At 47.2% G+C, this 19,366-nt stretch carries 20 protein-coding genes; 13 read left to right on the top strand and 7 right to left on the bottom strand.

Annotated elements, in window-relative coordinates:
- Nucleotides 1–36: 36 nt before the first annotated feature.
- Genes rodA through A2X74_RS03405 form a run of 5 tightly spaced genes read right to left on the bottom strand, consistent with a single transcriptional unit; the run spans nucleotide 37 to nucleotide 5,601 of the window.
- A complete protein-coding gene (rodA, locus tag A2X74_RS03425) occupies nucleotides 37–1,188 on the bottom strand; it encodes a rod shape-determining protein RodA (protein WP_293628051.1) in 1,152 nt (383 codons plus the stop codon).
- Nucleotides 1,170–3,077 carry a penicillin-binding protein 2 gene (mrdA, locus tag A2X74_RS03420; RefSeq protein ID WP_363925304.1) on the bottom strand — a complete coding sequence of 636 codons (1,908 nt, stop codon included), beginning with the start codon at nucleotides 3,075–3,077 and terminating at the stop codon, nucleotides 1,170–1,172. Before mrdA ends, rodA begins: the two co-directional genes overlap by 19 nt.
- Nucleotides 3,078–3,085: 8 nt before the next feature.
- A complete protein-coding gene (gene mreD, locus A2X74_RS03415) occupies nucleotides 3,086–3,610 on the bottom strand; it encodes a rod shape-determining protein MreD (RefSeq protein ID WP_293628053.1) in 525 nt (174 codons plus the stop codon).
- Nucleotides 3,607–4,533 carry a rod shape-determining protein MreC gene (gene mreC, locus A2X74_RS03410; RefSeq protein ID WP_293628055.1) on the bottom strand — a complete coding sequence of 309 codons (927 nt, stop codon included), beginning with the start codon at nucleotides 4,531–4,533 and terminating at the stop codon, nucleotides 3,607–3,609. The genes mreD and mreC overlap by 4 nt, the downstream gene beginning before the upstream one ends.
- A 24-nt stretch (nucleotides 4,534–4,557) precedes the next feature.
- Entirely contained in the window at nucleotides 4,558–5,601 is a 1,044-nt protein-coding gene (locus tag A2X74_RS03405) for a rod shape-determining protein (protein ID WP_293628057.1), read from the bottom strand.
- A gap of 62 nt (nucleotides 5,602–5,663) precedes the next feature.
- On the opposite strand from A2X74_RS03405, the gene gatC reads away from it, so the two are divergent.
- The 12 genes from gatC to A2X74_RS03345 all read left to right on the top strand — a co-directional run bounded on the left by gatC (nucleotide 5,664) and on the right by A2X74_RS03345 (nucleotide 17,011).
- Nucleotides 5,664–5,957, top strand: coding sequence for an Asp-tRNA(Asn)/Glu-tRNA(Gln) amidotransferase subunit GatC (gene gatC / locus A2X74_RS03400; RefSeq protein ID WP_293628059.1), 294 nt, complete (start codon nucleotides 5,664–5,666; stop codon nucleotides 5,955–5,957).
- Nucleotides 5,954–7,471, top strand: a complete 1,518-nt coding sequence (gene gatA, locus A2X74_RS03395; protein WP_293628061.1) for an Asp-tRNA(Asn)/Glu-tRNA(Gln) amidotransferase subunit GatA — start codon at nucleotides 5,954–5,956, stop codon at nucleotides 7,469–7,471. The genes gatC and gatA overlap by 4 nt, the downstream gene beginning before the upstream one ends.
- Nucleotides 7,471–8,940, top strand: coding sequence for an Asp-tRNA(Asn)/Glu-tRNA(Gln) amidotransferase subunit GatB (gene gatB / locus A2X74_RS03390; protein WP_293628575.1), 1,470 nt, complete (start codon nucleotides 7,471–7,473; stop codon nucleotides 8,938–8,940). Before gatA ends, gatB begins: the two co-directional genes overlap by 1 nt.
- 35 nt (nucleotides 8,941–8,975) lie before the next feature.
- Nucleotides 8,976–9,650, top strand: coding sequence for a DUF484 family protein (locus A2X74_RS03385; protein ID WP_293628063.1), 675 nt, complete (start codon nucleotides 8,976–8,978; stop codon nucleotides 9,648–9,650).
- Nucleotides 9,631–10,632 carry a tyrosine recombinase XerC gene (locus tag A2X74_RS03380; RefSeq protein ID WP_293628065.1) on the top strand — a complete coding sequence of 334 codons (1,002 nt, stop codon included), beginning with the start codon at nucleotides 9,631–9,633 and terminating at the stop codon, nucleotides 10,630–10,632. Before A2X74_RS03385 ends, A2X74_RS03380 begins: the two co-directional genes overlap by 20 nt.
- A 63-nt stretch (nucleotides 10,633–10,695) precedes the next feature.
- Complete coding sequence (locus A2X74_RS03375; RefSeq protein ID WP_215303995.1) at nucleotides 10,696–11,760, top strand: GTP-binding protein; 1,065 nt, start codon at nucleotides 10,696–10,698, stop codon at nucleotides 11,758–11,760.
- A 224-nt stretch (nucleotides 11,761–11,984) separates the two neighbouring features.
- Nucleotides 11,985–12,362 carry an RNA polymerase-binding protein DksA gene (dksA, locus tag A2X74_RS03370; protein ID WP_293628576.1) on the top strand — a complete coding sequence of 126 codons (378 nt, stop codon included), beginning with the start codon at nucleotides 11,985–11,987 and terminating at the stop codon, nucleotides 12,360–12,362.
- A gap of 26 nt (nucleotides 12,363–12,388) precedes the next feature.
- Nucleotides 12,389–13,291: an acetylglutamate kinase gene (gene argB / locus A2X74_RS03365; protein WP_293628067.1), complete on the top strand. Its 903-nt coding sequence runs from the start codon at nucleotides 12,389–12,391 to the stop codon at nucleotides 13,289–13,291.
- Nucleotides 13,292–13,313: 22 nt separating this feature from the next.
- Nucleotides 13,314–13,970, top strand: a complete 657-nt coding sequence (gene slmA / locus A2X74_RS03360) for a nucleoid occlusion factor SlmA (RefSeq protein WP_293628069.1) — start codon at nucleotides 13,314–13,316, stop codon at nucleotides 13,968–13,970.
- Nucleotides 13,967–15,106, top strand: a complete 1,140-nt coding sequence (locus A2X74_RS03355; RefSeq protein ID WP_293628071.1) for a homoserine O-acetyltransferase — start codon at nucleotides 13,967–13,969, stop codon at nucleotides 15,104–15,106. The genes slmA and A2X74_RS03355 overlap by 4 nt, the downstream gene beginning before the upstream one ends.
- Nucleotides 15,103–15,684: a methionine biosynthesis protein MetW gene (gene metW / locus A2X74_RS03350; RefSeq protein ID WP_293628073.1), complete on the top strand. Its 582-nt coding sequence runs from the start codon at nucleotides 15,103–15,105 to the stop codon at nucleotides 15,682–15,684. The genes A2X74_RS03355 and metW overlap by 4 nt, the downstream gene beginning before the upstream one ends.
- Nucleotides 15,677–17,011 (top strand): MFS transporter, encoded by a 1,335-nt coding sequence (locus A2X74_RS03345; protein ID WP_293628075.1) that lies wholly within the window; start codon nucleotides 15,677–15,679, stop codon nucleotides 17,009–17,011. The genes metW and A2X74_RS03345 overlap by 8 nt, the downstream gene beginning before the upstream one ends.
- Here the strand turns inward: A2X74_RS03345 and A2X74_RS03340 are convergent.
- Nucleotides 17,004–17,786 (bottom strand): exodeoxyribonuclease III, encoded by a 783-nt coding sequence (locus A2X74_RS03340; RefSeq protein ID WP_293628077.1) that lies wholly within the window; start codon nucleotides 17,784–17,786, stop codon nucleotides 17,004–17,006. The two genes, A2X74_RS03345 and A2X74_RS03340, sit on opposite strands and share 8 nt — an antisense overlap.
- A gap of 8 nt (nucleotides 17,787–17,794) precedes the next feature.
- On the opposite strand from A2X74_RS03340, the gene pyrE reads away from it, so the two are divergent.
- Nucleotides 17,795–18,463 (top strand): orotate phosphoribosyltransferase, encoded by a 669-nt coding sequence (pyrE, locus tag A2X74_RS03335; protein ID WP_293628079.1) that lies wholly within the window; start codon nucleotides 17,795–17,797, stop codon nucleotides 18,461–18,463.
- A 38-nt stretch (nucleotides 18,464–18,501) separates the two neighbouring features.
- Here the strand turns inward: pyrE and dapF are convergent, their stop codons facing one another.
- Complete coding sequence (gene dapF / locus A2X74_RS03330) at nucleotides 18,502–19,356, bottom strand: diaminopimelate epimerase (RefSeq protein ID WP_293628577.1); 855 nt, start codon at nucleotides 19,354–19,356, stop codon at nucleotides 18,502–18,504.
- Between the last annotated feature and the right edge of the window lie 10 nt (nucleotides 19,357–19,366).

The following is a 19,366-nucleotide window of genomic DNA, read 5'->3' as shown; positions in this document are numbered from 1 at the left end:
AGCTAAAGCTTTGGTGCAAATATTGAATCTGAATTATTAGCTTTGCACCAATCTTCGGTGGCGATGAATACTCATCAAAATGCCGGCACCAAATCCCAGCGTTACTAAAGCAGTGCCTCCGTAGCTAATAAAGGGTAGTGGAACGCCTACAACTGGTAACAAGCCGCTGACCATGCCAATGTTGACAAAGGCGTAAGTAAAGAAAATCATCGTCACTGATGCGCCTAGTAGTCGTGTAAATAAATTGGGCGCGCTGGCGGAGATGGCTAGACCTCGTTTAACTAAGGCAAAGAAAAGTGCTATCAAGACTAGATTGCCTAGCAGGCCGAATTCTTCAGAGTACACGGCAAATATAAAGTCGGTATGTTTTTCTGGAATAAATTCAAGGTGGGCTTGCGTACCCTGAAACCAGCCTTTGCCAAAAAATCCACCCGAACCGATTGCGATCATGGACTGGATCGTATGGAAGCCCTTCCCGAGCGGATCACTGCTTGGATCAAGCAGGGTGCACACTCGATACTTTTGATAGGTATGTACAAATGGCCACACGACATCTTGCGCGCAAATAGTGCTGCCAAAAATAATAATCAGAATAATTCCGAGGGCTCCAATGCCTATGAATGGCAAGATCCACTTCCAAGGTAAACCGGCAAGAATAATCACATACATGCCTGCTGCAAAAACCAATAATGAAGTTCCTAGGTCTGGCTGGCGGGCAATGAGAAGTACTGGTATGCCAAGAATAATCGCGGCCACGCCATAATCCCAGGATTTTTGTATGCCTTCTCGCTTTTGAAAATACCATGCGAGCATCAGTGGCATGGCAATCTTCATTAACTCTGAGGGCTGAATTACAAAACCAATATTGAGCCAGCGCCTCGCACCTTTTTTAATTAATCCAAATATGGCAACTGCGATGAGTAGTGCAACTCCAATCCCATAAATCCAAACGGCAGCCATCTCTAACCATTTTGGTGGAATGCGGGAAACAATCCACATCACTGCAAATGAAAGCGCTAAGTTGCGAAGCTCGTCTTCAAATCGAACGGGCGTATTTTGACTTGCAGATATAAATATAATAAATCCAATTCCTGCCAAGCCAAGTAAAATAAGGCCTAGCTGTCGATCAAGTCCGCTAAAAATACTGAAAAATATTTTTTTTACTTTGCCTATGGCGCTCTTTTCCATTCAGGAATCTCCTTGGGCCATTTACCTTCAAGATAAAAATCAAGCGCTTTACGTGCAATCGGCGCAGCATGCTGCGCTCCAAATCCAGCGTTCTCAACAACCATTGCAATCACAATCGTAGGTTTATCTGCGGGTGCAAAAGCTACATACAAAGCATGGTCTCGCAAAAATTCTGCTGTAGATCCGTGGTGATACTCTTTTGAGTTCAAACTAAACACTTGTGCCGTTCCAGTTTTTCCCCCAGCTTGATAACCTGTTCCTTTAAAAACAGAAGCAGAGGTTCCAGAAATATTCACTTCAACCATGGCCTTTTTGATGGTCTCAATATTCTCAGGAACCAGGTCAATGCGATAACTTTCTTTTGGGGTTGTGAGCGTACGATTTCTTGTAAACGGATCTTCAATTGCCTTCACTAGATGCGGCTTCATCACAATGCCATTGTTAGCGAGGTTTGCCATGGCATGAGCCAGTTGCAAAATGGTAAATGCGTTATATCCCTGACCAATGCCCAAAGAAATTGTTTCACCTTCGTACCATTTTTGCTGCTCTGGTTTTTTGAAAGTGTTTTTCTTCCATTCAGTGGATGGAAGAACGCCCTTGGATTCACCTTGCAAATCGATGCCAGTGATTTGCCCAAAACCAAACGGCTTCATAAAGTCATGCATCATGTTGACGCCCATATCGCGAGCTAACAAGTAATAGTAAGTATCGCAAGATTCAACAATGGACTTTTGCATATCAACGATACCGTGCCCACCTTTTTTATCATCACGGAAGGTGTGATTACCAAATTCAAAATAACCCGGGTCAGAGATTGACTGTGATGGTGTGCGCTTTTTAGTTTCTAAAGCTGCGAGCGCCATAAATGGTTTATATGTAGAACCCGGTGGATAAATTCCTTTTAGCGGGCGGTTATAGAGTGGCTTTTGTGGGGATTCATTCAGCTCTTTCCACGTCACCGAATCAATACCCTCAACAAAGTCATTTGGATTGAAGTTGGGCTTCGATACAAAGGCTAGGATATCGCCAGTCTCAGGTTCAATCGCTACAAATGCACCGCGGAAATTTCCGTAGAGCTGCTCTACTAAATATTGCAGTTTGATATCAACTGACAGCACCACATTTTTTCCGGGTATTGAAGGTGAGCTAGAGAGTGTGCGTACTGGTTTGCCTCCTGCAGTAATTTCTACCTGGTCATATCCTGGCACTCCGCGAAGAACCGATTCATAGCTTTGCTCTAGGCCAATTTTTCCAACGTATTGAATGCCCGGCAAAAAAGAAGTCTGCAAAGCATCCGGATCATCTGCTTTGGAGTTCTCAATTTCCACCTGCATTTTCTCTTTGTCTTTTTGAGAAACGCGCCCGATATAGCCAATTAAATGGGATGCTAATTCGTTATAGGGGTACTCTCGGAAGCTACGGGCGCGGATCTCAACACCAGGAAATCGATAGCGATTAGCCATAAATCTGGCTGTTTCGGCCTCGGTAAGCATCGATCTAAGCGGAAATGTACCCATTTTTCGAGAATCTTCAAGTGAGCGCTTGAAATTTCGACGGTCTCTAGGAGAAATCAGCACAATTTGGGAGAGTTCATCGATCAGATCATCAACATTGCCTTTAACTTCTTCAGCATTGACATCTAGAGTCAGCGCTGAATAGTTTCTACCAATCACGATTCCATTGCGGTCTATGAGGAGGCCCCGATTGGCTGGTGCTGGAACTAGGGCAATGCGATTGTTCTCTGCTAATAGGGCGTATTTACCGTGACTGACTAGTTGCAACCAAACCAATCGCGTAATTAGCAATAGGAAGCAAAAAGTAACAAACAAGGTCGCAATATGAATGCGCTCTTGAAACGAATCGAGATTTGGTTTTTTAAAAGAAACCATGTGACGCGTTAAAGCGGACGATTGTGATCAACGTCAATTGGTCGACGTTGAGGTGATAGCAGGATACGTGTTGCTATGGGCCATAGGAGCCCTTCAATGAGAGCCTGAATAGCTCCAGTAAGTGCCCACCAATAGACTTCACCACTTAAGAGCCAATGGGCCAGCACTGGAAACAAAGAAACCAATAAAAAGATTGGTAAAAGATGTAGGGCTTGCGTTAGCACTGGCAGGGCGATGATTCGTCGATGCCAAGATATGGCAATGTAAGCCACCAATGAATAGCTAAATGCATGAAGACCCAAAAGATCAGAGTTGTGAACATCCATTAGTAGACCAAGAATGAAGGCAATGATCACGCCCACATATCGATGCTGGTGGATATTCCAAAAAACGGTGCAAATAATGAGCCAGTCAGGAACCCAATCATAGTTACCAATAGGCAATAGGTTTAGCAGCAACGCACAAAACAAGCTGAAATAGATAAAGACCGGATTGACCGGACGCAGAATATAGCCGCTTTGAAAGTCAATCATTGCATGCCTCGCGCACGAGTTTGGCGGCGACCTGGAGTATTGGTCAGTGGCGCACCGGGCTTGGTGGCGATAGACGCCTTAGCATCCCATTGCGGATCATAGAGAAGGGCAAGGGCCTGGCGATAGCGATTGACTGGTGCTGCCGGTACGCAAAATACATTAGAAGAGTTTTTGTCGGCATTGCGCTCGATCCGGCTAATCACTGCCACTGCAAAGCCAGGCGGATAAACGCCATCGATACCAGAGGTAATGAGCACATCACCGACTTCTAAGTCACTTGCTACCGGTAGATAGCGAAGCTCAAGGGGGTTGCCCCGTCCTGCGCCGAATACTGCAGCTCTCAAGCCATTGCGTGCTACTTGTACAGGGACGGCAAAGTCACGATCCTCCAGCAGAGAAACTTCAGCGGAGTTGTCGTACAGGCGCACTACCTGACCAAGGATTCCGGAATCATTGGCGATGGGGTTGCCTAGTTTGAGGCCATCATTACTTCCGCGATTAATCACAATGCGCTGAGAAATCGGATTGGGTGGATTAAATAAAATTTCCACAGGCAATGTTTTGAATGGCACTTGCTTTTGCAGGTCCATTAACTGTCGCAGGTTTTGATTTTCTACAAGAAGAAATTCTGATTGATTGGCGAGCAAAGAGAGTTCTGCTTGCCGCACTTTCATTTCTTGATTTTCTTTATCAAGCGTTCCGCGGCTGGTGAAATATTCTGATGTTGCTTCATATGCATTACGCGGCATCATCATCACATACTCGAGTGGACGCAACAACCAATTGACGTTACTGCGAATTGGATCCAGTGCCTTAAAGCGAAAATCGATCAACATCAATGCGATGCTGATCGATAGACAGACAATCAGTTTTACTAAAGCCGGAACGCCTTGTCTGAAAAGTGGAGGAGCGCTATGTTGCAATTCCCTAGTCGACGTTTAAGTCAATTACTCTTGTGAGAACACGCCGCCCAACTTATCCATGCGCTCTAAGGCGATGCCGCAACCACGAGCAACGCAAGTGAGAGGATCTTCAGCAACATGAATTGGTAGGCCAGTTTCTTCAAGCAGCAAGCGATCGAGGTCGCGCAATAGTGCGCCACCACCAGTGAGCATCATGCCGCGCTCAGCGATGTCCGATGCCAGCTCAGGTGGAATCTGCTCGAGTGCTGCTTTAACTGCTGTCACGATTTGGTTCAATGGATCAGTTAAGGCTTCCAAAATTTCATTGCTAGTTACCGTGAAGCTGCGTGGAATACCTTCAGAGAGATTGCGACCTTTTACTTCCATCTCGCGAACTTCAGCCCCAGGAAATGCGGAGCCAATCGTTTTCTTAATTAACTCTGCAGTTTGCTCACCAATCAACATGCCATAGTTACGACGAATGTAATTGGTGATAGCTTCATCAAACTTATCGCCACCAACACGAACGGAGCCTTTGTAAACCATGCCGCCCAATGACATCACGCCAACTTCGGTTGTACCGCCGCCAATGTCAACCACCATGGAGCCGGCGGCTTCGGAAACTGGCAAGCCAGCACCAATCGCAGCAGCCATTGGCTCTTCAATTAAAAATACTTGTGATGCGCCTGCACCTAACGCGGATTCGCGAATGGCACGACGCTCAACTTGAGTTGATCCACACGGTACGCAAATAATGATGCGTGGGCTTGGCTTTAGCAGCTTGCTCTCGTGCACCATTTTGATAAATTGCTTGAGCATTTGCTCGGTAATCGTGAAATCGGCAATAACGCCGTCTTTCATAGGGCGAATAGCCTCAATATTTCCAGGAACACGCCCCAACATGGCTTTTGCTTCTTTTCCGACGGCCAAAATGGTTTTTTTGCCACTTGGGCCACCTTCTGTGCGAATTGCCACAACTGACGGTTCATCAAGCACAATACCCCGTTCACGCATGTAAATTAAGGTGTTGGCGGTACCTAGGTCGATGGCCAGGTCATTAGAAAAGTAGCTGCGGAAAAAACCAAACATGATGTAGTGGGAAAATAAGTAAGTGTTAAAAAATATATATATGAATGATACTCTAGCGCCCCATGAAACTTGATGATGTCCAGCGCATTGCGCACCTTTCCAGCCTTGACTTAAGCCAGGCAGAAGCCGAGGCAGTATTGCCTCAATTACAGGCAGTTTTTGCCTTGGTTGAGGAGATGCAGGCTGTCGATACGACCGGCTTGGCACCTTTGGCGCACCCCATTCTCTTTTTGCGAGACTTGGCCCAACCCTTACGAACGGATGCGGTTACCGAAGTCGACCATCGCGCCGAAAATATGCAATCCGCCCCTGCCGTGCAGGATGGCTACTTTTTAGTTCCGCGGGTGATCGAATGAGCTGGCACCAAACCTCCATTGCCTTAATGGCAAAAGCATTGGCCGCTAAAGAGGTCTCTAGCACTGAGCTGACCAAGTACTTTCTGGAGCGTATTGAGGCTGGAAAACGCTGGAATGCATATCTTGATGTAAGTGCTCACTTAAGTTTAGAGCAAGCCTCTAAAGCAGATGCCTTATTGTCCTCTGGAAAAGGCGGAAAGCTGACTGGCATTCCCGTAGCTCACAAAGATGTGTTTGTTACGCGCGGATGGAGGTCCACTGCAGCATCCAAAATGCTCGAGGGTTACCTTAGTCCATTTGATGCAACGGTAGTTTCTAATCTTGGAATTCCAGATGAAATCAACCCCAATGGTGCCGGTATGGTTTGCCTTGGCAAGACCAATATGGATGAGTTCGCTATGGGCTCCTCTAATGAAAATTCAGCCTATGGGCCAGTCTTAAATCCTTGGAATTCAGAATATGTTGCTGGTGGTTCTTCTGGAGGTTCTGCAGCGGCCGTGGCAGCTGGACTAGCTCCGATTGCAACAGGCACAGATACTGGTGGCTCAATACGTCAGCCGGCCGCTTTTTGTGGGCTGACTGGGATTAAGCCAAGTTACGGGCGCGTATCTCGATACGGGATGATTGCCTACGCATCTTCCTTAGATCAGGCAGGCCCCATGGGCAAGAGCGCTGAGGACTGCGCTCTATTGCTTTCCGCAATGTCTTCCCACGATCCGCGTGACTCCACCTCTCTCGCTGACTCTGGCGAGGACTACGGACGCTATCTCACACAGAATTGGAAAGAAGGCGCCTCTAATCCAGCAAAACCTTTAGAAGGCTTGCGAGTTGGATTGCCAAAAGAATTCTTTGCAGAAGGTCTCGCGCTGGAAGTAGCTAATGCCGTTAATGCTGCTGCAAAAGCATTGCAAGACTTAGGTGCACAGCTTGTGGACGTGAGTTTGCCTAAAACCAAGTTATCTATTCCTGTCTATTACGTTTTAGCCCCAGCTGAAGCCTCAAGTAATTTGAGTCGCTTTGATGGTGTGCGTTACGGACACCGCGCAAATGAATATCGTGATTTATCTGATATGTATAAGAAGTCACGTACTGAAGGTTTTGGCGCAGAAGTAAAGCGTCGCATCTTAGTTGGCACCTATGTGCTTTGTCATGGTTATTACGATGCGTATTACCTGCAAGCCCAAAAAATTCGTCGCATTATTGCGGCGGACTTTCAGGCAGCATTTGAAAAGTGCGATGTCATCTTAGGACCAGTAGCGCCAGATGTTGCATGGCGTTTAGGTGAAAAATCAAAAGACCCAGTGCAGATGTATTTAGAAGATATTTACACGCTCTCAACAAACTTAGCAGGGTTGCCAGCAATGAGCGCCCCATGTGGGTTTAGTTCAAATAATTTACCAATTGGCATGCAGCTTATTGGTAATTATTTTTCTGAGGCGCGCTTACTTCAGGTGGCGCATCAATATCAACAAAGTACTGATTGGCATTTGCGTCAAGCAAGCGAGGTGGCATGATGCAATGGGAAATCGTTATTGGTCTAGAGACTCACGCACAGCTTCAAACGCAATCGAAAATTTTCAGTGGCGCAAGTACGCGCTTTGGTGCTGGCCCTAATACCCAAGCTTGTGCAGTTGACCTGGCCTTACCTGGTGTTTTGCCAGTATTAAATCGTCAGGCAGTTGAGCATGCCATTCGTTTTGGTTTGGCAGTCAATGCCAAGATTACGCCTGCAAGTATTTTTGCCCGCAAGAACTATTTTTACCCCGACTTGCCAAAGGGATACCAAATTAGTCAGATGGATCTTCCGGTGGTTGTGGGCGGCCATCTGGAAATATTAGTCGGCGATCAAGTCAAGGTAGTTGAGCTCACGCGCGCCCACATGGAAGAGGACGCAGGTAAGTCAGTTCATGAGGAGGGCTTCTTAGGGCCGCATGGCGAAGCATCCAGTGGTATCGATTTAAATCGTGCTGGCACACCGTTGTTAGAAATTGTGACTGAGCCAGTGATGCGTAGTGCTGCTGAAGCAGTGGCTTATGCCAAAGCACTCCACACACTAGTTGTTTGGTTGGGTGTGTGTGATGGCAATATGCAAGAAGGCTCCTTCCGTTGTGATGCCAACGTATCCGTTCGACCAGTGGGTCAAAAAGAATTTGGTACCCGCTGCGAGATTAAGAACCTAAATTCCTTCCGCTTTTTAGAGGAAGCGATTCAATATGAAGTGCGTCGTCAAATTGAATTAATTGAAGATGGCGGCAAAGTCGTGCAAGAAACTCGCCTTTACGATCCCGATCGCCAAGAAACTCGCAGCATGCGAAGTAAAGAGGATGCAAACGACTACCGCTATTTTCCAGATCCCGATTTATTGCCGGTAGTCATTGATGATGCATGGATTGCTGATGTGCGTAGCAAGATGCCTGCTCTCCCAGCCCAGCTCCGTGAACAATGGCAAGGCGAGTTTGGTTTAAGTGCCTACGATACGCAATTGCTCACGCAAGATCGAGATACCGCTAAAGTATTTGAAGAACTTTTGGCTATTGTTGGTAAGCCGCTGGCAAAGGCTGCAGCCAACCTCATTGCGGGTGAGTTTGCCTCATCACTCAATCGCGCCGGCATTGCTACTGCAGATGCACCACTAAAGGCAGAACATTTAGCCCCGCTATTAACTCGCGTAGCAGATGGCACCATCTCTAACAAAATTGCAAAAGATATCTTTGCGATTCTGTGGGAAGAGGCTGTTTCAGGCAAGCCAATTAGCACTGTTGATCAAGTGATTGACGCTAAAGGTTTAAAGCAGATTAGCGATAGTGGTGAGCTTGAGGCCATGATTGATAAAGTATTGGCCGCTAACGAGAAGTCAGTTGAAGAGTTCCGCTCTGGCAAAGAAAAAGCATTTAATGCTTTGGTGGGTCAGATCATGAAAGCCTCACAGGGTAAAGCCAATCCAGGTCAGGTGAATGAGTTGCTACGTAAGAAGCTGAGCTAAAAAGTTAAATCAGAAAATAAGCGAGAAAGACATACATGAGCGCGATAGATCCCAAGCAGGCCGAGCAAGAAGAATTGGTGGCGGAGTGGTTGCGTGCCACCCCTGGTTTCTTTGAGCGCTATGCCAATCTCTTAAATGAAATTCGCTTGAAGCATCCACATGAAGATCGCACGATCTCATTGCAAGAGCGCCAGATGACTTTGTTGCGCACGCAAAACCAAGAACTTAACCGCCGTCTTAGCGAGATGTTGCACTTTGGAAGTCGAAATGACAAGACTCAACAGAGTTTAGTGGCCTGGTTGTTGCGCCTGATGGGCGCTAATACAAAGGCTGATGTTGAGTCTGCGGTCACTGCGGGTTTAGCGGAAGTATTTGAAGTGGAGGCGGCACAACTTCTCTCGCCAAATACGGCGTTTGGTCCTTGGGTCGATACGCCTTTATGTGGTTCTGCCAAAGAGCTGGCTGCAGCGAGCGTTGATTTGCTGGCAACTCAAGTGAGCATTAATCCTGAGTGGCAAAGCATGGTGGCGATTGGTTTGCCATTAGGTAAGAGTATTGGTGTGGTGCAATCGCCAGCAGTACTTTTGCTAGCAAGTAAAGATGAGTCTCGCTTTACTGCAGATATGGGCGCATTTTATTTGCGTCAGATTGCTGAACTTACTGCTGCAGCTTTGGATCGTATCCAAGCTTATGAGCCAAGTACCAGCTGATCTTCATCCCTTAGTGCAAGAGTATTTGCACGAGCTGCATGTATTAAGGCAGCTATCACCGCATACGCTTAAAGCGTACCGCATGGATCTTAGTGAGCTGCAAGCGTTTGCAGCGGACGATGCCGTTGAGTTGTTAAAAGTTACCAATGCGCATATTCGCCGCTGGGCAGGCCGCTTACATTCAAAGGGAAAGTCATCTCGCACGATAGCTAGAGCACTATCTGCTTGGCGCGGCTGGTATGACTGGCTCACAGAAAAAGATGCGCGTCGTGATGCGCAGGCGGGAAGAGTCACTGCAAACCTAGTGGCTAATCCAGTAGATGATGTGAAGGCTCCCAAACGTTTGAAGTCTTTGCCTAAAGCACTTTCGGTTGAGCAAGCTCTTGCCTTGGTTAATCAAGCCGTAAAAGAGGCTGAAGAAAAGCAAGATTTAGAAACGGTGCGTGATGCAGCAATCATTGATTTGCTGTATTCCTCTGGCCTACGACTGTCTGAGTTGCTGGGGGTAGATGTAATGCAAAGCAAGGATCGCCAGCATGAGTCTGCAGGATGGTTGGATTGGGATGCAGCAGAAGTAACGGTTTTGGGTAAAGGTGGCAAGCGCCGCTCAGTTCCGATTGGTGGACCTGCAATGCAATCTCTCAAGGTCTGGCGTGCGGTTCGTGACCAACTGGAGCAAGCGGATGTGTCGATGGCTTTATTTATTTCCGCTACAGGTGCGCGTTTATCCCCTCGGACGGTGCAGGCGCGTCTGCGGACTTTGGCAATGAGGGCTGGGCTACCAACCCATGTGCACCCACACATGATGCGCCATAGCTTTGCCAGTCATGTATTGCAATCATCCCAAGATTTGCGGGCGGTACAAGAGATGCTGGGGCATGCCAGCATTGCCAGCACACAGATTTATACCTCTTTAGATTTCCAGCACCTAGCGCAGGCATACGATAAAGCCCATCCTCGCGCAAAGGCTGGCAAAGCTTGAGGAACTCGGTAAGATAGAAGGTTTCCCGTTTGGGAAATGTATTTATAGATTTTGAATGGATCGATCATGGCGTTAATTCCGGTAACAATTCTCACAGGCTTTTTAGGTAGCGGCAAAACGACTTTGCTCAAACATATCTTGACTGAGGAGCATGGCAAAAAAATTGCTGTGATTGAAAACGAATTCGGCGAAGAGAATATTGATAACGACATCTTGGTTCAAGACAATCAAGAAAATATTGTGCAAATGAGCAATGGTTGTATTTGCTGCACTATTCGCGGCGATTTAGTAGAGGCGCTCAATTCACTTTGGGAGCAGCGTAAAGATAAAAAGATTAGCTTTGATCGCGTAGTCATTGAGACTACCGGTGTGGCTAATCCAGGCCCGGTGGCCCAAACATTCTTTATGGATGATGATGTTGCAGATCATTACGTATTAGATGCGGTGGTGACACTTGTGGATGCCAAGCATGGCCCACAGCAGCTTACTGAGCATGAAGAGGCGCAGCGCCAAGTAGGCTTTGCCGATCAAATCTTCATTACTAAGACGGATTTGGTAACGCCGGCTGAGGTGGATGCTTTGCGCAATCGTTTAATGCATATGAATCCTCGCGCCCCAATTCAGGGAATTTCTAAGGGGGTAGTGCCTTTAGATGCTGTTTTGGATCTCAAGGGCTTTAATTTGAATGCCAAGCTCGATATTGACCCGCACTTCTTGGAGCAAGATGACCATGATCACGCTACTTGTGGCCACGATCATAGCCATGACCACCATGATCACAGCACTTGTGGGCATGACCATAGTCACGACCATCATGGCCATGCGGGCCATACGGACCGCATCCAATCCTTCGTTTTTCGTAGTGATAAACCCTTTGACCATAAAAAATTAGAGGACTTCCTGGGGGGTATTTTGGAGGTCTTTGGAGAGAAGATGTTGCGCTATAAAGGTGTGCTCTATGTGAAGGGTAGTAACCGAAAAGTCGTGTTCCAGGGCGTCCATCAGATGATGGGGAGCGATTTAGCGGGTGTTTGGGGTGCCGAGCCGAAGCAAACGCGGATGGTCTTTATTGGCATCGATTTACCTAAAGACACCCTGCTGGCTGGGCTTGAAGGCTGTTTGGCCTAGGAAATATCAAGTACAATCCGGCGCCACGGTCAATATTGGTAAATATTGGCAAAAGGGCGGTAAAAGTTTGGCAGAATGAAGTAATAATGGTTTAGAACCATGGAAAGAATGAAATGACGGTAAAAACACCAACGAAATCTACGGCTACAGCAAAAGCACCTAGTAAGGCTGCAAGTGCAAAGGCTGCTAAGGGTGCCCCTTTAACAGAAGTTGAATTGCTCAAGATGTCCGAAAAGGACTATATGAATACGGCTCAGTTGGATTTTTTCCGTCAAAAGCTTCTGACCTTAAAAGACGATATTTTGAAAAATGCCTCTGAGACCACAGAGCATTTGCGTGAAAACATTTTGGTTCCTGATCCTGCGGATCGTGCAACGATTGAAGAAGAGCATGCGCTCGAGTTGCGCACTCGTGATCGTGAGCGCAAGCTATTGAAAAAAGTGGAGCAGGCTTTGGCCCGTATTGAGTCCGGTGATTATGGTTGGTGTGAAGAGACTGGTGAGCCGATTGGTTTGAACCGTTTAATTGCTCGCCCAACAGCCAATCTTTCACTTGAGGCGCAAGAGCGTCGCGAACTTCGTCAAAAGTTGTTTGGCGATTAATTACTAGACTGAATATAAAAGTAGCAATGACCAAGCAATCCCCATCTATTAGCGAAATCTCACCTTTACTGAAGGCGGAGATTTTGGCCGAGGCTTTGCCTTACATTCGTGCATATCACGGTAAGACTATTGTGATTAAGTACGGTGGAAATGCGATGGTTGAAGAGCGCCTGAAAGAAAGTTTTGCTCGTGATGTCATCCTGCTGAAGCTGGTTGGCATGAACCCTGTCGTCGTTCATGGCGGCGGCCCACAAATTGATGAGGCCCTCAAAAAGATTGGCAAGACGGGCACCTTTATTCAGGGCATGCGCGTAACCGATGAAGAAACTATGGAAGTGGTGGAGTGGGTTCTCGGCGGCGAAGTGCAGCAGGATATTGTGATGTTGATTAACCACTTTGGTGGTCAGGCGGTTGGCTTAACTGGTAAAGACGGCGGCTTGATTCGGGCCAAGAAAATGTTTGTTGCCGATGAGAAGAACGCTGGCGGCACTATTGATTTAGGATTTGTTGGTGAGATTGAAGCCATTAACCCGGCAGTTGTAAAAGCATTGCAAGACGATGCCTTTATTCCGGTGATCTCTCCAATTGGATTTAGCGAAGAGGGTCAGGCATACAACATCAATGCTGACTTAGTCGCTGGCAAGATGGCGGAAATTTTGCATGCAGAGAAATTGGTCATGATGACTAATATCCCTGGTGTGATGGATAAAAGCGGTACGCTCTTAACTGACCTGACTGCGCGTGAAATTGATGGCCTTTTTGCTGATGGCACGATCTCGGGCGGAATGTTGCCGAAGATTTCCTCTGCATTGGATGCGGCAAAGAGTGGCGTGAATTCAGTTCACATTATTGATGGACGCATTGAGCACTCTTTATTGTTAGAAATTCTGACAGAGCAGGCTTTTGGAACAATGATTCGCTCCCGCTAAGAGACCAATAAGAGATATAGACATGCGTGATTCTTTAGACCCTACTGCATCAGAGATCGAGGCGACAGTTGCCGAAGAGGGTAAGACACGCAAGCGCCCACGCCCTGGCGAGCGCCGTTTACAGATCTTGCAAGTATTGGCTGAGATGTTGCAAAACCCGAAGGGTGAGCGCGTAACCACTGCAGCGTTAGCAGCAAAAATTCAAGTTTCAGAAGCAGCACTCTACCGACACTTCGCTAGTAAGGCGCAGATGTTTGAGGGCTTGATTTCATTTATTGAGCAAACCGTTTTTGGCTTGATTAATCAGATTAATCAAAAAGAAGAGTCTGGCCTTGCGCAAGCGCGCGGGATTTTGCAGATGTTGTTGTTCTTCGCAGAAAAGAATCCTGGCATGACTCGCGTACTTTTGGGTGATGCCTTATTGCAAGAGGATGATCGCCTGCAAGAGCGTATTACACAAGTGCTAGACCGCGTGGAGGCATCTCTAAAGCAGTCTTTGCGCATTGCTCAAACTCAAGGCGGAGCTTGGGCGAATGTTAGTCAAGATGAGGTTAGCATCCGAGCGGCTATGTTGATGAGTTGCGTGCTAGGGCGCTGGCACCGATTTGCACGCAGTGGCTTTAAGAAGCTGCCAACGGAAGCATCTGATATTAGTCTTCGCATTCTTCTGTCCGAATGAGCGAGCTACACCTCTCTAGAAATACCATCCACTTTGCCGAGCCCTTGCCTTTGCAAAGTGGCGCCATCTTATCGGGCTACGATTTAGTAATTGAAACTTACGGCAAACTCAATGCCGATAAAAGTAATGCCGTGCTGGTTTGTCATGCATTGAATGCATCGCATCATGTAGCCGGCCCCAACCCAGATGATCCAAACGATATTGGCTGGTGGGACAACATGATTGGACCGGGTAAGCCGGTTGATACGGATCATTTCTTTGTTATTGGCGTCAATAACTTAGGCTCTTGTTTTGGATCCACAGGTCCCATGAGTATTAATCCGGCTACTGGTAAGCCCTATGGCGCAGACTTCCCAGTAATTACGGTTGAAGACTGGGTCAACACTCAGGCGCGCTTGGCTGATAAGTTGGGCATTCGTCGTTTTGCTGCAGTTATCGGCGGAAGCTTGGGCGGAATGCAGGCACTGGCTTGGTCCATCCAGTTCCCAAAACGCCTTGCACATTGTTTGGTAATTGCATCTACGCCAAAACTCAGCGCACAGAACATTGCATTTAACGAAGTGGCGCGTAATGCTATTTTGTCTGACCCAGATTTTCATGGAGGCAACTACTACGAGCATGGTGTAGTGCCTAAGCGGGGCCTCAGATTGGCTCGCATGGTTGGGCATATCACTTACCTTTCTGACGATGACATGGCGGAAAAGTTTGGGCGTGAACTACAAAGACCAAATGGCGAGTCTCACGACTATCGCTTTAGCTTTGATGTGGAATTTGAGGTGGAGAGTTATTTGCGTCATCAAGGTGATAAGTTTTCTACTTACTTTGATGCCAATACCTATTTGCTCATTACTCGGGCGCTAGATTATTTTGACCCTTCTCGTCGTTACGAGGGCAGCTTGAATCGTGCCCTAGCCGAAGTGCAAGCCAAGTTTTTAGTTGTGAGCTTTTCTACGGATTGGCGCTTTCCTCCCAACCGCAGTCGCGAAATTGTGGAATCCTTACTCAGCAATAAGAGTGAAGTGAGTTATGCAGAGATTGATGCGCCACATGGGCATGATGCTTTCTTATTGGATGACCCGCGTTATCACAATCTGATTCGTGCTTATTTCGAACAAATGCTAGAGGCTAAATCATGAAGCGCGCTGACTTTGCCGCAATAGCGAACTGGATTGCTCCTAATAGCGAGGTGCTTGACCTTGGTTGCGGCGATGGCAGTTTCTTGGAGTACTTGCAGAAACAAAAGCCAGTGCATGCCTATGGTGTTGAGATAGATGACGCTCGCGTACTTTCTTGCGTGCAAAAAGGCTTGAACGTCATTCAGCAAAATCTTGAAGGCGGCTTGGCGCTTTTTGAGAATAATAGTTTCGATACGGTCGTACTCTCCCAAACACTGCAAACCATTCATGAAACTGAAAAGATCCTGCGTGAAGTGGTGCGCGTTGGCAAAGAGTCAGTTGTTTCTTTCCCAAATTTTGGCCATTGGTCTCATCGCCTAGCGGTTGGCTTTGGCCATATGCCAGTTTCTAAAAGCTTGCCTTACCAGTGGTACAACACACCCAATGTACGCGTTCTGACTGTTGCTGACTTTGAAAAATTAGCCTCAAGCTTGGGCCTGCAAATTCTGGATCAATGCATCTTGCATGAGGGTCGCCAGGTTACTTTGATGCCCAATCTTTTTGGAAGCCTAGCGCTGTTCCGCGTTCGACGTGCTTAGTAGCCTTCAGTCCTGGCTGAAAGATTTTCGGGTTTATCTCGAATGGCCATGCCTCCGAATGCTCTTCCTGGGCTTCTCCGCTGGTCTACCCCTGCTGCTTATTTTGGGTACCTTGAGCTTTTGGCTAAGAGAGGCTGGCATTGATCGCAGCACTATTGGCTATCTCACTTGGGTTGGTTTGATCTACGCGTTTAAATGGATGTGGGCACCTTTAGTAGATCGATTGCCCATTCCCTTGTTATCAACATTATTTGGCAGAAGACGTAGCTGGCTGCTTTTTGCGCAGCTGCTAATTGTTCTTGGTCTGCTCGGTATGGCTAGTATTGATCCCAAAGTTCAGCTCACGCCGGTTGTATGGTGCGCACTCCTGGTTGCCTTTGGTTCTGCCACTCAAGATATTGCCCTGGATGCTTTTCGGATCGAGTCTGCTGATAGCGATCATCAAGCAGCTTTAGCGGCCACATATCAAACAGGTTATCGACTCGCCTTAATTTGGGCTGGTGCTGGCGTTCTTTGGTTGGCTGCCCGCGCTGAGTCAGGCTCAGCCAGCTATGATCCTGCTGCATGGCAATTTGCCTATCTTTGTATGGCGCTCTCGATTGGCGTCGGTGTGGTCACTACCTTGTTTAGTAAAGAGCCTGTTCGTATTGAGCTGGCAAAAGCTCGCAATGCAAAAGCATGGCTGCATCAAACTTTGATTGAACCATTTTCCGACTTTATTAAACGCTATGGTTGGCACGCAATTTTGATTTTGTCCTTAATTGCCATCTATCGCATTAGTGATGTGGTTATGGGCATCATGGCTAACCCCTTTTATGTAGATATGGGTTACACCAAAGATGAGGTGGCAGCTGTTAGTAAAGTCTTTGGCGTAGTGATGACATTAGTCGGCGCCTTCCTTGGAGGTGTGCTCACTTTACGTTTTGGTGTGATGCGCATTTTGTTGTTGGGTGCAATTTTATCGGCTGTTAGCAATTTATTATTTGCCTGGCTTGCCACTCAGGGTCATGACTTACATGGCTTGATCTGGGTAATTTCTGCCGATAACCTGAGTTCCGGAATTGCTTCGGCCGCCTTTATTGCGTTCTTGTCGGCGCTGACGAATATTCAATACTCTGCAACCCAGTACGCATTGTTTAGTTCCATGATGCTCCTTTTGCCAAAGTGGTTGGCTGGATTTTCAGGTGTCTTTGTTAATGCTTTTGGCTACTCAAACTTTTTTATTAGCACGGCAATTATTGGCGCGCCGGTCTTAATTCTGATTTGGCTGACTATTCATTTCAAAGTTGTGGAATTTAAAAAACACGACTCACAGGTCGCTAAATAGACCAGTCGTAATCTACTGTGAGTGGTGCGTGATCTGAGAAGCGCTCCTCTTTATACACCGCAGTATTTTTAGCGCTTGCTGCAATTCCTGGAGTGGTGATGTGATAGTCGATACGCCAGCCCACGTTCTTTGCATACGCTTGACCCCGATTGCTCCACCAGGTGTAGCAGGCATCGGTCGCTTCTGGCTCTAGCTTTCTATAGACATCTACGTAACCGACTTTGCCAAATAGGTTTGTCAGCCAAGCACGCTCTTCTGGTAAAAATCCTGAGTTCTTCAGGTTGCCTTTCCAGTTTTTCAGATCGATTTCATTGTGGGCAATATTTACATCCCCGCACAGCACAATCTCACGTCCTGACTTTTTGAGTTCAAGCAGATGCGGTAGAAAAGAATCCAGATAGCGATATTTCGCCTCTTGCCTTTCTGGTGAGCTGGAGCCTGAGGGCATATATACCGAGATTACTGAGAGCTTCTTGAATCGAGCCTCTACATAGCGCCCTTCAGCATCAAATTCTTCATTCCCATAGCCATAGAGCACCTCGTCAGGCTGATGTGGGGTGTAGATGCCGCAGCCGCTGTAGCCCTTTTTCTCAGCATGATGAAAAAAGCCGTGTAACCCATCCGGATTGAGAATGGCATCTTCTAAGTCATCCTGTTGAGCTTTGAGCTCCTGCATGCAGACAAAGTCGGCCTTTTGTTTTACAACCCAAGGCATGAAGCCTTTTTTGACCGCAGAACGGATACCGTTGAGGTTGGCAGAAATGATGCGTAACATATAGGCCTATGAGCTCAAAAAATTCTAATCAAGATAACTTTATTCAATTTGCCTTGGAGGCAAATGTTTTGTCGTTTGGGGAGTTTAAAACTAAAGCGGGTCGCCTTTCTCCCTATTTCTTTAATGCGGGTGGATTTAATGATGGAGCTCGCTTAAGCGCCTTAGGCCGTTACTACGCCAAAGCCTTGCAAGAGTCTGGCTTGCAATACGACATGCTTTATGGACCGGCCTATAAAGGCATCACCCTGGCTGCTGCCACTGCAATCGCTTTGGCTGATGCTGGCCGTAATGTGCCCTATGCCTACAACCGTAAAGAAGCCAAAGATCATGGCGAGGGAGGCTCATTGGTGGGCGCTCCAGTCAAAGGCAAAGTAGTCATCATCGATGATGTGATTTCTGCAGGCACGTCTGTACGTGAGTCCGTAAAGCTCATTCGCGATGCAGGTGCAGAGCCAGCGGCGGTATTGATTGCTTTGGATCGTATGGAAAAGTCAGGCACTGCTACGGAGATTGGCGATAAGTCGGCAGTACAGGCGGTAGAGCAAGAGTTTGGATTGCCAGTGGTTGCAATTGCAAACTTGGCAGACCTGATGGCTTTCTTAACCACCTCCAGCAATGCTGAGCTAACAAACTATCTACCAGCCGTGAAGGCTTATCGCGAGAAATACGGCATTTAATCTAAAGAGTGTTAGCAGCAGCGCTCACATTTTCACTCTTAGATCTTTGTTTCACCCTCAAACACGGTGATGGCTGGCCCAGTCATGATGACGGGCTGAGCAACTTCATTGATCATACCGCCCCAGGCAATTTGCAAATCACCACCGCGGGTATGCACTTTGACGGGTGAGTAAAGTAAGCCACGACGAATGCCGGAGACTACTGCTGCGCATGCACCAGTGCCACAGGCGAGAGTTTCGCCAGCGCCACGCTCATAAACACGCAACTTGATTTCATTGCGATTAATAACTTGCATATAGCCAGCGTTAACTCTTTTTGGAAATACAGGATCTCTTTCAATGGATGGACCCTCTTCGAGTACAGGTGCACTATCCACATCACCGACTACTTGAACTGCATGGGGATTGCCCATCGATAAGACGCCAATCCAGCTATCGTGTGTAGCAGGCGTTGCAATCGGTAATGCGTAGAGCATTTCATGAAACTCTTGCTTGCTTGCTAAGCCACTCGCATTAAATGGAATTTGGCTGTGATCAAAAATCGGAGCGCCCATATCCACTTCCACCTGGCCATCTTCATGAGATTTGAGTGTAAGCACTGTATGCGCAACTTCAACGCGCAAAGGATTCTTTGTAGAAAGACCTTGGTCGAGCACAAAGCGAACAAAGCAACGTGATCCATTGCCGCATTGTTCCACCTCGCCGCCATCCGCATTAAAAATGCGATAACGAAAATCTGCATCAGGACGCGTGGCTTTTTCAACCAGCAGGATTTGATCAGCACCAATACCAAATTGGCGATGGGCTATTTTTTGCCACTGCTCGCGAGTGATATCGCTGAGGTCTTGATCAATTCCATTGAGCACAATGAAATCATTGCCGGCACCATGCATTTTGGTGAAG

Origin of the sequence: Polynucleobacter sp. GWA2_45_21 (genome assembly GCF_001830325.1) — a bacterium.
Classification (GTDB): Bacteria; Pseudomonadota; Gammaproteobacteria; order Burkholderiales; family Burkholderiaceae; genus Polynucleobacter.
Note: the sequence above shows the minus strand (reverse complement) of the source record. Positions and strands in the feature narration are given on the sequence as shown.

What these genes read in the sequence shown, in the direction of transcription:
- slmA (WP_293628069.1), top strand. Translation starts at nt 13,314, where the DNA reads ATGCGTGATTCTTTAGACCCTACTGCATCAGAGATCGAGGCGACAGTT.
- gatB (WP_293628575.1), top strand. Translation starts at nt 7,471, where the DNA reads ATGCAATGGGAAATCGTTATTGGTCTAGAGACTCACGCACAGCTTCAA.
- mrdA (WP_363925304.1), bottom strand. Translation starts at nt 3,077, where the DNA reads ATGGTTTCTTTTAAAAAACCAAATCTCGATTCGTTTCAAGAGCGCATT.
- A2X74_RS03385 (WP_293628063.1), top strand. Translation starts at nt 8,976, where the DNA reads ATGAGCGCGATAGATCCCAAGCAGGCCGAGCAAGAAGAATTGGTGGCG.
- dapF (WP_293628577.1), bottom strand. Translation starts at nt 19,356, where the DNA reads ATGCATGGTGCCGGCAATGATTTCATTGTGCTCAATGGAATTGATCAA.
- mreD (WP_293628053.1), bottom strand. Translation starts at nt 3,610, where the DNA reads ATGATTGACTTTCAAAGCGGCTATATTCTGCGTCCGGTCAATCCGGTC.
- A2X74_RS03340 (WP_293628077.1), bottom strand. Translation starts at nt 17,786, where the DNA reads ATGTTACGCATCATTTCTGCCAACCTCAACGGTATCCGTTCTGCGGTC.
- rodA (WP_293628051.1), bottom strand. Translation starts at nt 1,188, where the DNA reads ATGGAAAAGAGCGCCATAGGCAAAGTAAAAAAAATATTTTTCAGTATT.
- dksA (WP_293628576.1), top strand. Translation starts at nt 11,985, where the DNA reads ATGTCCGAAAAGGACTATATGAATACGGCTCAGTTGGATTTTTTCCGT.
- gatC (WP_293628059.1), top strand. Translation starts at nt 5,664, where the DNA reads ATGAAACTTGATGATGTCCAGCGCATTGCGCACCTTTCCAGCCTTGAC.
- A2X74_RS03355 (WP_293628071.1), top strand. Translation starts at nt 13,967, where the DNA reads ATGAGCGAGCTACACCTCTCTAGAAATACCATCCACTTTGCCGAGCCC.
- argB (WP_293628067.1), top strand. Translation starts at nt 12,389, where the DNA reads ATGACCAAGCAATCCCCATCTATTAGCGAAATCTCACCTTTACTGAAG.
- metW (WP_293628073.1), top strand. Translation starts at nt 15,103, where the DNA reads ATGAAGCGCGCTGACTTTGCCGCAATAGCGAACTGGATTGCTCCTAAT.
- A2X74_RS03405 (WP_293628057.1), bottom strand. Translation starts at nt 5,601, where the DNA reads ATGTTTGGTTTTTTCCGCAGCTACTTTTCTAATGACCTGGCCATCGAC.
- pyrE (WP_293628079.1), top strand. Translation starts at nt 17,795, where the DNA reads ATGAGCTCAAAAAATTCTAATCAAGATAACTTTATTCAATTTGCCTTG.
- A2X74_RS03380 (WP_293628065.1), top strand. Translation starts at nt 9,631, where the DNA reads ATGAGCCAAGTACCAGCTGATCTTCATCCCTTAGTGCAAGAGTATTTG.
- gatA (WP_293628061.1), top strand. Translation starts at nt 5,954, where the DNA reads ATGAGCTGGCACCAAACCTCCATTGCCTTAATGGCAAAAGCATTGGCC.